Annotated in this window: 13 protein-coding genes; 5 read left to right on the top strand and 8 right to left on the bottom strand. The window is 71.7% G+C overall.

Annotation, left to right across the window (positions count from 1 at the left end; genetic code table 11):
* Positions 1-86: 86 nt before the first annotated feature.
* From AC07C1_RS18725 to AC07C1_RS18700, 6 genes are all read right to left on the bottom strand, one after another.
* Complete coding sequence (locus AC07C1_RS18725) at positions 87-929, bottom strand: siderophore-interacting protein (protein ID WP_478940265.1); 843 nt, start codon at positions 927-929, stop codon at positions 87-89.
* Positions 930-977: 48 nt separating this feature from the next.
* Positions 978-2,024, bottom strand: a complete 1,047-nt coding sequence (locus AC07C1_RS18720) for an ABC transporter substrate-binding protein (RefSeq protein WP_478940263.1) — start codon at positions 2,022-2,024, stop codon at positions 978-980.
* A 149-nt stretch (positions 2,025-2,173) separates the two neighbouring features.
* A complete protein-coding gene (locus tag AC07C1_RS18715; protein WP_478940262.1) occupies positions 2,174-3,334 on the bottom strand; it encodes an acyl-CoA dehydrogenase family protein in 1,161 nt (386 codons plus the stop codon).
* Positions 3,335-3,339: 5 nt separating this feature from the next.
* Complete coding sequence (locus AC07C1_RS18710; RefSeq protein ID WP_478940427.1) at positions 3,340-4,260, bottom strand: hydroxymethylglutaryl-CoA lyase; 921 nt, start codon at positions 4,258-4,260, stop codon at positions 3,340-3,342.
* A gap of 17 nt (positions 4,261-4,277) precedes the next feature.
* The gene (locus AC07C1_RS18705; RefSeq protein ID WP_478940260.1) at positions 4,278-6,293 is read right to left on the bottom strand and encodes an acetyl/propionyl/methylcrotonyl-CoA carboxylase subunit alpha; all 2,016 of its coding nucleotides are present in this window, start codon (positions 6,291-6,293) and stop codon (positions 4,278-4,280) included.
* Between the two features lie 11 nt (positions 6,294-6,304).
* On the bottom strand, positions 6,305-7,921 hold the full coding sequence (locus AC07C1_RS18700) for a carboxyl transferase domain-containing protein (RefSeq protein ID WP_478940259.1): 1,617 nt from the start codon (positions 7,919-7,921) through the stop codon (positions 6,305-6,307).
* A 97-nt stretch (positions 7,922-8,018) separates the two neighbouring features.
* On the opposite strand from AC07C1_RS18700, the gene AC07C1_RS18695 reads away from it, so the two are divergent.
* The 5 genes from AC07C1_RS18695 to AC07C1_RS18675 all read left to right on the top strand — a co-directional run bounded on the left by AC07C1_RS18695 (position 8,019) and on the right by AC07C1_RS18675 (position 12,075).
* Complete coding sequence (locus AC07C1_RS18695; RefSeq protein WP_478940257.1) at positions 8,019-8,618, top strand: SACE_7040 family transcriptional regulator; 600 nt, start codon at positions 8,019-8,021, stop codon at positions 8,616-8,618.
* A 26-nt stretch (positions 8,619-8,644) separates the two neighbouring features.
* The gene (locus AC07C1_RS18690; protein ID WP_478940255.1) at positions 8,645-9,220 is read left to right on the top strand and encodes a Uma2 family endonuclease; all 576 of its coding nucleotides are present in this window, start codon (positions 8,645-8,647) and stop codon (positions 9,218-9,220) included.
* A gap of 133 nt (positions 9,221-9,353) precedes the next feature.
* A complete protein-coding gene (locus AC07C1_RS18685) occupies positions 9,354-10,511 on the top strand; it encodes an acyl-CoA dehydrogenase family protein (RefSeq protein WP_478940254.1) in 1,158 nt (385 codons plus the stop codon).
* 35 nt (positions 10,512-10,546) lie between these two features.
* Positions 10,547-11,419: an acyl-CoA thioesterase gene (locus AC07C1_RS18680; RefSeq protein ID WP_478940253.1), complete on the top strand. Its 873-nt coding sequence runs from the start codon at positions 10,547-10,549 to the stop codon at positions 11,417-11,419.
* Between the two features lie 308 nt (positions 11,420-11,727).
* Entirely contained in the window at positions 11,728-12,075 is a 348-nt protein-coding gene (locus tag AC07C1_RS18675) for a hypothetical protein (RefSeq protein ID WP_478940251.1), read from the top strand.
* A gap of 85 nt (positions 12,076-12,160) precedes the next feature.
* Here AC07C1_RS18675 and AC07C1_RS18670 read toward each other — a convergent pair whose 3' ends face one another.
* Together AC07C1_RS18670 and AC07C1_RS18665 are read right to left on the bottom strand one after the other, a co-directional pair.
* Positions 12,161-12,949 (bottom strand): phosphatase, encoded by a 789-nt coding sequence (locus AC07C1_RS18670; protein ID WP_478940250.1) that lies wholly within the window; start codon positions 12,947-12,949, stop codon positions 12,161-12,163.
* A 78-nt stretch (positions 12,950-13,027) separates the two neighbouring features.
* Positions 13,028-14,629 (bottom strand): PucR family transcriptional regulator, encoded by a 1,602-nt coding sequence (locus AC07C1_RS18665; RefSeq protein WP_478940248.1) that lies wholly within the window; start codon positions 14,627-14,629, stop codon positions 13,028-13,030.
* Positions 14,630-14,658 lie beyond the last annotated feature (29 nt).

Raw genomic sequence — 14,658 nt, 5'->3', positions numbered from 1 at the left:
CCGTGAGGGATAACTTAGGTTAGCCTAACCTAAGTTACCTGGGTCGAGGTATGCCTCTGCGCTGACAGGCGTCACTCCGGCGGCGGTTACTCCGCCGCGCGCAGCTGTTCCTCCGTCATGCCCTGCCGCCAGTACCCGACGAACGTCACCCGGCGCCGGTCGATCCCGCGCTCGCCGACGAAGTGCCGGCGCAGCGCCTTCACCTGGCCGGACTCGCCCGCGATCCACACGTACGGCCGCTCGGCCGGGGGGAGCCGGCAGGCCCGTACGGCGTCGACGGCCGTGGGGGAGTGCACGTGGCGTACGAGCCAGGTGATCTCCGCGTCCGCCTCCGTCGCCACGTCCTGGATGTCACCGGCGTGCGGCACCTCGAGCCAGGCGCGGGCGCGGGTGCCGGCGGGCAGGGTCTCGAGGATGGCGGTGGCGGCGGGTACGGCCGTCTCGTCGCCGCAGACGACGACGAGGTCGGTGTCCTCCGGCGGCCGGAAGCGGATCGCGCGGTTGTCGGCGATCGCCGGTCCGAGCAGCAGGACGCGGTCACCGGGGGTGGCACGGGAGGCCCAGCGGGACGCGGGCCCGGCCGGGGTGGGGGCGCCGGGCTCGACGCCGTGCAGCGCGAAGTCGATGTCGATCTCGTCGGGGTCCCGGCGCAGGGCGCGGAGCGTGTACGAACGCATCACGGCCCGTACCTCGTCCGGGAGTTCCCGCCAGCCCTGCCACCAGCCGTCCCCCAGCTCCAGCGGGACGACCGGCTCGCGCTGCCCCGGGTGCGGCAGGAAGAGGGACAGGGACTGGTCCCGCCCTGCGGAGTGGAAGGCGTGCAGATCGGCACCGGCGAGGGTGACCCGGACCAGGGACGGCCCGAGCCGCCTCGTCCGTGCGACCTGAAGGGAGAAGAAACGGAACGGGGCGGCCACGGCCGTCGTCATAGGGGGCTCCTGAGGGTGGGATTCAGGGCTTTGTCGGCTTGTCCGGGGTCAGGCGACCTTCTTGGCCTTCTCCAGCGCCTCGGCCAGGGTGGTCAGCAGCGGCACACACTTGCCGTACGACAGAATCGGCTCGGGGGACCGCGCGATGACCTGGCCGGCCTTCACCGCGGGCAGCTTCCTCCAGGTCGCCTTGGTGATGTCGGCCGGCTGGATGGTCGAGGAACGGTCGTCCATCATGATGATGTCGGCCGGGTACTTGTCGACGTTCTCCCAGCTCAGCGACTCGTACCAGCCGCCGCCCTTGGCCTTGGCGCTCTCCGGGGGCTCGACGAGGTTCACGCCGAGGGACTTGAAGTACTCCAGGTCGACGGAGAGGTTGGTGCCGGAGACGTAGAAGAGCTGGTCGCTCGCCGAGCCGGCCATCACCTTGATGCCGGGCTTGGCCTTGGCGGCGGCGCGCAGCCGGGCGGAGGCCTCCTCGAAGCGCTTCCTGGCGGCGGTCACCTCGGCGGCCTTCAGGTTCGCGCCGAGCGACCCGGCGAGGTCCCACATGCGCTGCAGCGACTGGGTGAGCCGGCGGTCGTAGACGGAGATGCCGACGCTGGGGGCCAGCTGGGCGATCTTCTTCTTCGACTCCTCGGGGACGTACCAGAGGGTGCCCGCGCCGTCGAACATCGTGGAGATCAGCACGTCCGGTGCCAGGGAGGCGTACTTCTCGATGTTGAACTGGCCCCAGGTGTTGCCGATGACCGTCACCTTGCTGACGTCCATGTCACCGGCTTGGACGTCGGGCTTGCCGTCCTGGGCCTTCGTCGGGCCGAAGACGCCCTTGACCTGGATGCCGTAGTCGTACAGCGCGGCGCCGACACCGGTGAACGCCACGATGTTCGCCGGGACCTTGTCCAGCTTCACGGTGGTGCCGCGGTCGTCCCTGAAGGACCAGGGGCCGGACCTGGCGGCCGCCGTCTCGTCACCGGTGCCCGCGTTTTTCCCCTCGCCGTCCCCACAGGCGGCGAGCGCGGCGCCGAGTCCGAGGGCGCCGCCCGCGGCGAGCAGTCCGCGGCGAGTGAGATGGGTGGCACGGGCACGGGGCATGGGTGCGACTGCTTTCGAACGGGGCGAGACGCCCGCCGGACAAGTTCGAAGGTAGGTTAGCCTAACCTTGCTTGATGTCCAGAGGGCGGGGCATCCTCCCCGGCGGGTCCCCGTCAGGGCGCCCGTGGTGTCCAACGGGCGCCCGGGGGTCAGCTCACCAACCCCAACTCCCGTGCGATCAGCAGGCGCTGGACCTCGCTCGTGCCCTCGCCGATCTCCAGGATCTTGGAGTCGCGCCACATGCGGGCCACCGGGTACTCGTTCATGAAGCCGTAGCCGCCGTGGATCTGGGTGGCGTCGCGGGCGTTGTCCACGGCGACGGTGGAGGAGTGGAGCTTGGCCAGAGCCGCTTCCTTCTTGAAGGGCTCGCCGGCCACCAGGCGGGAGGCCGCGTCGCGCCAGGCCAGACGGGCCGTGTGGGCCTTCATCTCCATGTCGGCGATCTTGAACTGGATGGCCTGGTTGGCGCCGATCGGGCGGCCGAAGGCGTGCCGTTCCTTCGCGTACTTCACCGACTCGTCCACGCAGCCCTGCGCCAGGCCCGTCGCGAGCGCCGCGATGGCGATGCGGCCCTCGTCCAGGATGCGCAGGAACTGGGCGTAGCCGCGGCCCTCGTCGCCCAGGAGGTTGGCGGCGGGGACCCGGACGTCGGCGAACGACAGCTCGCGGGTGTCGGAGGCGTTCCAGCCGACCTTCGAGTAGGGGGCCGCCACGGTGAAGCCCGGGGTGCCCGACGGGACGATGATCGCCGAGATCCGCGGCCTGCCGTCCGGCTTGCGGCCGGTGACCGCCGTGACCGTCACCAATCCCGTGATGTCCGTGCCGGAGTTGGTGATGAAGCACTTCGTGCCGTTGATCACCCACTCGTTCGTGTCCGGGTCCAGACGCGCCGTCGTACGGGTCGCGCCGGCGTCGCTGCCGCCGTCCGGTTCCGTCAGGCCGAACGCGCCCAGGATCTCGCCCGCGCAGAGCCGGGGGAGCCACTCGCGCTTCTGCTCCTGCGTGCCGAACAGGTGAATCGGCATGGCGCCCAGGGAGACCCCGGCCTCCAGGGTGATCGCCACCGACGAGTCCACCCGGGCCAGTTCCTCCAGGGCGATGCCGAGGGCCAGATAGTCGCCGCCCATGCCGCCGTACTCCTCCGGGAACGGCAGCCCGAACAGGCCCATGCGGCCCATCTCGCGGACGATCTCGTACGGGAACTCGTGCCGCTCGTAGAAGTCACCGATCTTCGGCGCCACGACATCGTGCGCGAACTCCTCCACGGTACGGCGGAGTTCTTCCAGCTCGGGGCTGAGGTGGTGGTCCATGCTGATCACTGGTCCTTGTGGGAGAGAGCGCGGACGGTACGGGACGGGCTGGGGCGGCCCAGTCGTTCGGCCATCCACACGCTCGTGGCGGTGAGACGGCCGAGGTCGACCCCGGTCTCGATGCCGAGGCCGTGCAGCATCCAGACGAGGTCCTCGGTGGCGAGGTTGCCGGTGGCGGACTTGGCGTAGGGGCAGCCGCCGAGGCCGCCCGCGGAGGCGTCGACGGTCGTCACGCCGCGTTCCAGGGCCGCGTAGGTGTTCGCGAGCGCCTGCCCGTAGGTGTCGTGGAAGTGCACGCCGATCACGTTCGTCGGCACACCGCTCTGGTTGAGGACGTCGAGGAGTTCGCGGACATGGCCCGGGGTGGCGACGCCGATCGTGTCGCCGAGGCTCAGCTCGTCGCAGCCCATGTCCCGCAGCGCCGTGCAGACGCGGGCCACCTGGTGGAGCGGGACCGCGCCCTCCCACGGGTCGCCGAAGCACATCGACACATACCCGCGCACATGCACGCCCGCGTCCTTCGCGCGCCGCACCACCGCCTCGAACACGGCCAGCGACTCGTCCAGCGTGCGGTTGAGGTTGGCCTTCGCGAAGGACTCGGTGGCACTGGCGAAGACAGCGACGCGCTCCGCGCCCAGCGCCAGCGCCCGCTCCAGGCCGCGCTCGTTGGGCACCAGTACCGGCAGGTCCACGTCCAGGTCGCGCACCAGCGGGAACAGCTGCTCGGCGTCGGCCAGCCGAGGCACCCAATCGGGGTGCACGAAGCTGGTCGCCTCGATGGTCGTCAGGCCCGCGTCGGCCAGGCGGCGCACGAACTCCGCCTTCACCTCGGTCGGTACGACCGTCTGCTCGTTCTGCAGCCCGTCGCGCGCGCCGACCTCGTGGATCCGCACCCGCGCGGGCAGTTCCCGGGCCGGTACGACCATGGGCAGCGCGTCGGCACTCACTGCGCCGCCTCCTTGGGCGTGATGACCGCCAGCACCTGGTCCATGGCGACCGTCGTACCCGGCGTCACGTCCAGCTCGGCGACCGTCCCGGCGTGCGGGGCGGAGATGACGTGCTCCATCTTCATCGCCTCCACCACCAACAGGCTCTGCCCGGCCGCCACTTCGTCGCCGACGGCCACCTTCACCACGGTCACCGTGCCGGGCATGGGCGCGGTCAGCGACTCGGCACCCGAGTGGGCCGCGCGACTCAGCGAGGCGGCCACCGGGTCGTGGTCGCGCACCTGCCAGGCGTCACCGTCCCGGCCCAGCCAGGTGCCGTCCGGCAGCGCGGCGAAGGTGTGGGTGACGCCGTCGAGCCGGAACGTGAACCGGTGCCCGGCGCCGCGCCCCGGAGGCACGCCCCCGGATCCCCGAAGCGGCGTGTCCGCCCCGGGGAGGAGCAGCTCGATTCCGCCGTCCGGTGCACTGCGCACGCGCAAGGTCACCGGCTCCTGGCCCGGCACCCGCAGGTGGTGCGGCGTCCAGGCCCGCTCGCCGCCCAGCCGCCAGCCGTCGGCGGCGGCGAACGGGTTCCGCCATCCGGAGCCGCCGGCGGGCGCGAGCGCGCTGTGACGCAGCAGGGCCGCCGCCGCGTAGACCTCCGCCGGCACCTCCTGCGGCACCAGCCCGTCCACTTCCCGCTCCACCAGCCCGGTGTCCAACTCGCCCGCCATCACCGCCGGATGGGCCAGCAGCCGGCGCAGGAAGCCCGCGTTGGTCTGCACGCCCAGCGTGACCGTCTCCGCGAGGGCCGCCCGGAGCTTGCGGAGCGCACTCGCGCGGTCGGGGCCGTAGGCGATCACCTTGGACAGCATCGGGTCGTACAGGCTGCCCACCTCGGTGCCCTCGCTGAGCCCGGAGTCGGTGCGGGCGCCGTCGCCCTGCGGCTCGTTCAGCAGCAGGACCGTGCCGCCGGAGGGCAGGAAACCGCGTGCGGGGTCCTCCGCACAGATCCGGGCCTCGACCGCGTGCCCGGTCAGCGTCACGTCCTCCTGGGCGAAGCCCAGCGGCTCCCCGGCCGCCACCCGCAGCTGCCACTCCACCAGGTCCAGGCCCGTGATCAGCTCGGTGACGGGATGCTCCACCTGGAGCCGGGTGTTCATCTCCATGAAGTAGTACGACGACGGATCCCCGCCCGGCACGATGAACTCCACCGTGCCCGCGCCCCGGTACCCGCAGGAGCGGGCCGCCTGTACGGCCGCCTCGCCCATCGCCGCGCGCGTGGCCTCGTCGAGGAGCACGCTCGGCGCCTCCTCGATGATCTTCTGGTGCCGCCGCTGGAGGGAGCACTCGCGTTCACCGAGGTGGACGACGCCCCCGTGGCCGTCGGCCAGCACCTGGATCTCGATGTGCCGGGGCCGGTCGATCCACCGCTCCACCAGCAGGGTGTCGTCGCCGAAGGAGGCGCGGGCCTCGCGGCGGGCGGCGGCGATCTCGTCGGCGAGCTGTCCGGTGTCCCGCACGAGCCGCATGCCCTTGCCGCCACCGCCCGCGGAGGGCTTCAGCAGCACCGGCGTCCCGATCTCCCGGGCCGCCCGGGCGAGTTGCGCGTCCGTCAGTCCGCTGCCGCTCGAACCCGGCACGACCGGCACCCCGGCCGCCCGCACCGTCTCCTTGGCGCGGATCTTGTCGCCCATCAACGCGATGGCGTCCGCCGGCGGGCCGATGAACACCAGCCCCGCCTGTGCGCACGCGCGCGCGAACCCGGCGTTCTCGGCGAGGAAGCCGTACCCGGGATGGACGGCCTGGGCGCCGGTGCGGGCGGCGGCCTCCAGCAGCCGCTCCACCGACAGATAGCTCTCGGCCGCGGGCGCCGGACCGATCCGTACCGCCGTGTCGGCCTCCCGGACATGCCGCGCGTCGGCGTCGGCGTCGGAGAAGACCGCCACCGAGCGCACGCCCAGCGAACGGAGCGTACGGATGACGCGTACGGCGATCTCGCCCCGGTTGGCGACCAGCACTGTGTCGAACACGGTTCCCCTCCTCACATCCGGAAGACGCCGAACTGGGGGTCTCCCAGCGGCGCGTTGGCGCAGGCCGTCAGGGCGAGTCCCAGCACCTGACGGGTTTCCAGCGGGTCGATGACGCCGTCGTCCCAGAGGCGGGCGGTGGCGTAGTAGGCGTTGCCCTGGCGCTCGTACTGCGCGCGGATCGGCGCCTTGAAGGTCTCTTCCTCCTCGGGCGGCCAGCCCTCGCCGCGCGCCTCCAGCTGGTCGCGCTTGACCGTGGCGAGGACGCTGGCGGCCTGCTCGCCGCCCATGACGGAGATCTTGGCGTTGGGCCACATCCACAGGAAGCGGGGCGAGTACGCCCGGCCGCACATGGAGTAGTTCCCGGCGCCGTACGAACCGCCGACGACAACGGTCAGCTTCGGCACGCGCGTGCAGGCCACCGCCGTGACCATTTTGGCGCCGTGCTTGGCGATGCCACCCGCCTCGTAGTCCTTGCCGACCATGAAGCCGGAGATGTTCTGCAGGAACACCAGCGGGATCCCGCGCTGGTCGCACAGCTCGATGAAGTGGGCGCCCTTCTGGGCGGACTCGGAGAACAGGATGCCGTTGTTGGCGACGATCCCGACCGGGTGGCCGTGGACGCGGGCGAAGCCGGTGACCAGGGTCTGCCCGAACTCGGCCTTGAACTCGGCGAACCGTGAGCCGTCCACCACGCGCGCGATGATCTCGCGTACGTCGTAGGGGGTGCGGGAGTCGACCGGGACGGCGCCGTAGAGCCCGTAGGGGTCCGCCTTGGGCTCGACGGACGGCTGGACCTCCCAGGGGAGGGACTGCCGGGCCGGCAGGGTGGCGACGATGTTCCGGACGATCCTGAGGGCGTGCGCGTCGTCCTCGGCGAGGTGGTCGGTGACCCCGGAGACCCGGGAGTGGACCTCGCCGCCGCCCAGCTCCTCGGCGGTGACGACCTCACCCGTGGCGGCCTTCACCAGCGGGGGCCCGCCGAGGAAGATCGTGCCCTGACCGCGGACGATCACGGCCTCGTCGCTCATCGCCGGGACGTAGGCGCCGCCGGCCGTGCACGACCCGAGCACGGCGGCGATCTGCGGAATCCCGGCGCCGGACATCCGGGCCTGGTTGTAGAAGATCCGGCCGAAGTGCTCGCGGTCCGGGAAGACCTCGTCCTGCATCGGCAGGAAGGCCCCACCGGAGTCGACCAGGTAGACGCACGGCAGCCGGTTGTCCAGGGCCACCTCCTGCGCGCGCAGGTGCTTCTTCACCGTCATCGGGTAGTACGTGCCGCCCTTGACGGTGGCGTCGTTGGCGACGATCACACACTCGCGCCCGCCGACCCGCCCGATCCCGGCGATCACCCCGGCCGCCGGGGCCTGTCCCTCGTACATCCCGTCGGCGGCGAGCGGCGCCAGCTCCAGGAAGGGCGACCCCGGGTCGAGCAGCGTGTCCACCCGGTCCCGCGGCAACAGCTTGCCGCGCGCGGTGTGCCGTGCCCGCGCCTTCTCGCCGCCGCCGAGAGCCGCCGCGGCCAGCTTGGCGCGCAGCTCCCCGACGAGTGCGAGGTGGCCTTCCTCGTTGGCCCGCCAGGCCTCCGACGCGGGATCTGCCGCGCTCGTCAGCTCCGGTGCCTCGTGCATCCTGCGGTCCCCTCACCCGGTGATCGAACCGGTTAATGAGCGTTAACCATTTCCTTCAGGTTAACGACCGCTAACCTCGCTGTCTAGAATTGCCTGCATGGTCACCAGAACCGACGCGCCCACCCGCCGCGAGCAGATCCTCAGGGAGGCCGCCCGGCTGTTCGCCGAACGCGGCTTCCATGGCGTCGGTGTCGACGAGATAGGCGCCGCCGTCGGCATCAGCGGACCCGGCCTCTACCGGCACTTCCCGGGCAAGGACGCGATGCTCGCCGAGCTGCTGGTGGGCATCAGCGGCCAGCTGCTGACCGGAGCGAAGCGCCGCCTGGCGGAGGCCGACGGGGACACCGGTGCCGCGACGGTCCTCGACTCCCTCATCGAGGGCCACATCGACTTCGCCCTCGACGACCGTCCCCTGATCACCCTGCACGACCGCGAGCTGGACCGCCTGCGCGACAGCGACCGCAAGCTGGTGCGGCAGCTCCAGCGGCAGTACGTGGAGCTGTGGGTGGAGGTCGTGCGGGAGGAGTACCCGGCGCTGACCGAGCCCACGGCGCGCTCGGCCGTCCACTCGGTGTTCGGCCTGCTCAACTCCACCCCCCACCTCGGCCGCGCCGGGACCCTGCCGGGCCGGGGGACCACCGCCGCCCTGCTGCACCGGATGGCACGGGGGGCGTTCGCGGCGGCGGGGGCGGAGTGAGGCGGGGGGGTCGCTACTTTCGGACCATGGACTACGCGAAGATGCGCTCGATCGCCGAGGAACTCGATGCCTGCTCCGAGCGGCTCGAGGGTGCCTGGAGGGTGGAGATCGGGCCGTCGGGGCCGGCGCTGGCCATGATCTGTTCCCCGAAGCGCCGCGCGGGCACGGTCCACCGCCTCCGCGACCAGCTCAACGCCCAGCTGCCCGTCACTCACCCCGGCTGTATCTGTGCGAACGGCCCCCAGATCGAGAACCCGGTGATCGGTCGTATGCGCCGTCCTGACGCGATCGTCGTGCCCGAGGCCGTACTCGACGAGGAGGGTTTCGCGGTCGACGCGACGCAGGTGCCGGCCGTCGTCGAGATCATCCCGCCGTCCGGCCCGGGCGGCGACTGTGCCGAGAAGCTCGCCGACTATCCGGCCATGAGCATCCCGCACTACATGATCGTCGACCCGCGCACCGGAACGATCGAGGTGCACTCCGACCCCTGCAAAGGGCGCTACACCCGCAAGGACCCGTACATCTACGGCGACTCCGTGCCGTTCGGTCCCTGGATCGTGGAGACCTCGGCCTTCCGCCGGTACGGCAGGGCCGGGGACTGACGCCGTCCCCGCTCGCCCGTTCCACCCGCGTGGTCAAGGTCACCCTGGACGCCGGAACGTACTCACCAGTACCTTGGAGTCTGAGCAAGCGCTTAGACATGCCGATGTCACAAGGTACGTGGAGGTGGGCGGCGTGCGCCGTACGGTGTTCAACGAGGATCACGAGGCGTTCCGGGAGACCCTTCGCGCCTTCATCGAGGCCGAGGTCGTGCCCGTGTACGACGAGTGGTTCGCCGCCGGCCAGGCGCCGCGCGACTTCTACTACAAGCTCGGCGAGCTGGGCATCTTCGGCATCAGCGTGCCGGAGGAGTTCGGCGGCGCGGGCCTGGACACCCACAAGTTCGAGGCCGTCGTCTACGAGGAGACCTCCCGCGCGGGCGTGAACTTCGGCGGTTCCGGCGTCCACGTCCTGCTGGCGCTCCCTTACATCAAGATGCTCGCCACCGACGAGCAGAAGAAGCGCTACCTGCCGAAGTTCGCCACCGGCGAGGAGATGTGGGCCATCGCGATGACGGAGCCGGGCACCGGCTCCGACCTCGCGGGCATGAAGACCACCGCCAAGCTGAGCGAGGACGGCACGCACTTCGTCCTCAACGGCGCCAAGACCTTCATCACCGGCGGTGTGCACGCCGACAAGGTGATCGTCTGCGCCCGCACCGCCGCGCCCACCGCCGAGGACCGCCGCCACGGCATCTCCCTGTTCGCCGTGGACACGAAGTCCGAGGGCTACTCCGTCGGGCGGAAGCTCGACAAGCTCGGCCTGAAGACCTCCGACACCGCCGAGCTGGCGTTCGTCGACGTCAAGGTCCCCGTCGAGGACCTGCTGGGCGAGGAGAACAAGGGCTTCTACTACCTCGGCCACAACCTGGCCTCCGAGCGCTGGGGCATCGCCTTCGGCGCCTACGCGCAGGCCAAGGCCGCGGTCCGGTTCGCCAAGCAGTACGTGCAGGAGCGCACCGTCTTCGGCAAGCCGGTCGCCCACTTCCAGAACACCAAGTTCGAGCTGGCCGCCTGCCAGGCCGAGGTGGACGCCGCCGAGGCCGTCGCCGACCGTGCGACCGAGGCTCTGGACGCCGGTGAGCTGACCCCCGCCGAGGCCGCCTCCGCCAAGCTGTTCTGCACCGAGGTCGCCCACCGCGTCATCGACCGGTGCCTGCAGCTGCACGGCGGCTACGGCTACATGAACGAGTACCCGATCGCCCGCCTGTACGCGGACAACCGCGTCAACCGCATCTACGGCGGCACCAGCGAGATCATGAAGACGATCATCGCCAAGGACATGGGTCTGTAAGGTCTCCGCAATCACTGGCCGGTACAACCAACTCCATGAGCCAGGCACTCCAGGACCTCCTCGATCTGCTCGACCTCGAGCAGATCGAGGAGGACATCTTCCGCGGCCGGTCCCGCTCCGCCGTCGTACCCCGGGTCTTCGGCGGGCAGGTCGCGGCGCAGGCGCTGGTCGCCGCCGGGCGGACGGTCCCCGCGGACCGGCCGGCCCACTCACTGCACGCCTACTTCCTGCGCCCCGGTGACCCGGGCGCGCCGATCGTCTACACCGTGGACCGCATCCGCGACGGCCGGTCCTTCACCACCCGGCGCGTGGTCGCCGTCCAGCACGGCAAGCCGATCTTCCATCTGTCGGCTTCCTTCCAGACGTACGAGGAAGGGCTCGACCACCAGGCGCCGACGCCCCCCGCGCCCGACCCGGCGACCCTGCCGACCTCTCAGGAGCGGCTGCACGGCTACGGCCACCTCGAGCCGGAGGTGGTCCAGCGGTTCCTGGAGGCCCGCGAGGCGATCGACCTGCGGTACGTGGACGAGCCGCCGTACGGCAGGTTCGGTGAGCCGCGCGAGCCGCACTCCCAGGTGTGGTTCCGCACCAACGGCAAGCTCGACGACGATCCGCTCTCCCACGTCGTCCTCGCGACCTACGTCTCCGACATGACGCTGCTCGACTCCGTGCTGCTCGCGCACGGGCGCGGCGGCTGGGCCGTCGGTGATGTCGTGGGGGCCTCCCTGGACCACGCGATGTGGTTCCACCGGCCCTTCCGCGCCGACGAATGGCTGCTGTACGACCAGGAGTCGCCGTCCGCGCACGGCGGCCGGGGCCTCGGCCAGGCCCGCATCTACACGCAGGACGGGCGGCTCGCCATCTCGGTCATCCAGGAGGGTGTGGTCCGCGTCCCGAGACGAATGTGACGGGCGTGCCTTCGGAGATGACGCGTGACGCAAGCGGGGCTAGGCTCTTGGAGTGAAAGCCGCGGCGAGCGGCATGCCCGGCCGACGAGGTTCCGGAGCCTCCGGATCTCAGTCGCAGCACTCGATGGCGTGATCACACGTACGGGTGGTCTGCAGGCGTCGGCGACGGGAGCATGCGTCTTCTCGTTCGACTCGCTGCGGTGACCTCGAGACCGCGCCGCGTTCTCCTTCTTGCCGCGGTGGCGGCCATCCACCTCGCGCCCTCCTGCGGGAGCACGCGAGAGACGATGGAGATGGAAGGTATACCCATGCGAGCACAGCGCACGAGGCGTCTTGTCGCGATGTCCGCCACCGGTCTGCTGCTGGCCGGCGGAGCCGCGATCGGCGCGGCCGGCACCGCCTCGGCCTCTGACCACGGCGACCACGGAGACAACAGCTCCTACAGCCGGGACTTCGGGGACGACAACGGGCGTCACGGCGACCACAGCTGGTGGAACGACGATGACGACGACTACGGCCGGAGCGACCACGGCGGCTATGGCAACGACGATGACGGCGGCTATGGCAACGACCACGGCGGCGGCTACGGCGGTGACCACGGCAACGGCAACGGTCACGGCGGCGGAGGTCATGGAGGAGGTGGCCACGGTCACTGATCCGACCACGAGCTGATCAAAGACGTGCGGCCCCGACAGCGGGGCCGTACCTCATGGTTGACACCCCGTCAGTCCGGCACCCTCGTCAGGCCAGGCCCGCCTCCGCCAGCAGATATGCCGTCATCGGGTCGTAGTAGCGGGGGCTGACCACATGGTCGTCGAGCGGTACGACCACCTGCAGGGTGCCCTCGGACTCGGCGAGGAACAGCGCGGGGTCGTTGCTGTCGGCGTACCCGACGGAGTCGACGCCGTGCCGGCCCGCGTATCCGGCCCAGCCGTGGTCGGCGACGACCAGGTCGGGCAGCGCACGCCCGGCACGCTCAAGTCCCGTCAGAATGGCCCGCATCGGCTCCCCGGAATGGGTGTGCCACAGCGTCGCCCCGTGCTCCAGCACGGCCACGTCCGCGAACTGCATGACATACCCCTCGTCCGTCTGCAGCCCGTCCGGGATGACGACGATCTCGCAGCCGGCGGCGCGCAGCGCGGCGGCCGTCGCCCGGTGCACGTCCAGCAGGCCGCCCGGGTGACCGGTCGCGAACAGCACCCGCTGCTTCCCGCCGGCCGCCTTGCGCAGCCGCGCCGCCATGCGGTCCAGCGCGTCCACGGTCAGCTCGGGGTCGATGGTGTCCTGCCCGTACCGGTACCCGGGATCGTCGTTGACGCCGACCCGCTCGGCCATGACCGCCAGCACGTCCTGCTCGTCCGTCCACCGGTCGCCCAGCTCCAGACCGAACCAGTAGAGGCGGTCGCCGTTGGCCAGCTTGCGGTAGTGGGAGAGGTTGTTCTCGCGGGGCGTGGCAACGTCCCCCGCGATACGGGTCCTCACCAGGTGGTCGACGAGCTGGGCGCGGCTGGGTGTCCCGGATATCGGCATGACTCCCATTGTGAGGCAGCGCGCCGCGGGCGTCTTCGGCATATCGCCTCCTGGGACGGGGGTCACCCGGCCGTGCCGTCAGCTCCGTCGCAGCGCGAACCACAACTCCATGCGGACGTCGGCGTCGTCCAGGTCGGCGTCCAACAGGGCGGCGCAGCGGGCGATCCGCTGCCGCACCGTGTTGCGGTGCACGTCCAGCGCCACCGCGGTGCGGTCCCAACTGCCGTGCAGCGACAGCCAGGCACGCAGGGTCTCGGCGAGCGCGGCCTGCCCCGCGAGGGGCGCGAGCAGCGCGCGGGCGTGCGTCTCGGCGTCCGCCCGCGGCACCAGGTCCGCCAGCGCCGGCCGGGCCGCGTGCCGGACCAGCGGGGTGCGGGTGGCGCGGGCGCGGGCCAGGGCGCGGGCCGCCTGGGTGTCGGCGGCCGGCCACTCGGGCGGCTCGACGGCGGCGCTCACCCCGAGTGTCCAGCCGGGCTGCGGCCCCGGTTCCCGCCCGGCCGGCACCAGCACCCGTACGACGTCACGGGTGACGTCGACCAGCGGCGAACCCAGGGCGGCGCCCAGGGCGGAGGCGGCGACGGTGTCCGGTTCCTGGGTTTCCGGCCGCGCGTGCACGACGAGCCACCGCCCGCCCCCGGCTTCCCCGGGGGACACCCGGCCGAGCAGCGGGGCCACCTCCTCGGGCGGGGCGCCCAGCAGCAGCCGCACCAGTGCCGAGGACCGGGCGGCACCGGCGCCGCTCTGGTGCTCACCGGTCAGCAGCGACAGCAGTACGGCGGCGACGGAGGCGATGGTGTGGTCGCCGGGTTCGCGGTGGGCGGTGGCCACGCCGAGCACGAAGCCTTCGCCGGCGCCCAGGGCGTAGACGGCGAGGTGGGTGGAGCCGAGGGTGTCGGTGGCGGAGGTGGGCCGCGGCCGGGAGGAGGACGTCTGTGCGGCGGGCGCCGGCGTCGCGGCGGGGGCGGGGCCGTCGCCCGGTGCGTGGTCGGCCGCCGTCGTCGCCCTGCCCTTCGGCCTGACCACACCGGCCAGCTTCGCCAGGGCCGCCCGCACGTCCTCGGCCGTCTCCCGGCCCGCGCCCGCGATGTCCGTACCGTCAGGCCCGTACAGCACCGCGCGCCCGCCCAGGCGCTGGGCGAGCTGGCGCAGCACCGAGGGGACGGGATCGGGGCGGGCGGCGGCCGCCGCGAGGCTCTGCTGGGCCTCCGTGGCACGGCGCAGCTCCGCCAGGCGGGCCTGGGCCATCAGCTGCCACACCGCGCGGGCCACTCCGGAGAAGGTGGTCTGCGGCGGGACCTCCAGCAGGGGCAGGCCGTGGGTGTCGCAGGCGTCGACCAGGGCGCTCGGCACCGTTTCGTGCACCGGCGCCAGGCCGAAGCCGAGGGCCGCGCCGCCCGCAGCCACGATCCGGGAGACGTAGTCGCCGAAATACGTGCCGGAACCCGCGGCCTCGGGGATGTGCACCCCGGCCGTCAGCAGCAGCTCGCCGCCCAGCAGGTACGGGTAGGGGTCGGCCATCTCGGAGGTGTGCGCCCAGTGGATCACGATGCCCGGGTCCGTGGGGCCCGCGATCTGCCGCAGCCCCAGATCCTCCCGCGCCAGCAGGGCCGACAGCGGGACCGGTGGGGTCGGTGGGACGGCTGGGGTGATCGTCTCCGGCATGATGTGCGTTTCCTCCATCCCGCCCCGTTCATATGGATGAAACGTAC

Source organism: Streptomyces sp. NPDC045022 (assembly GCF_056432605.1).
Note: the sequence above shows the minus strand (reverse complement) of the source record. Positions and strands in the feature narration are given on the sequence as shown.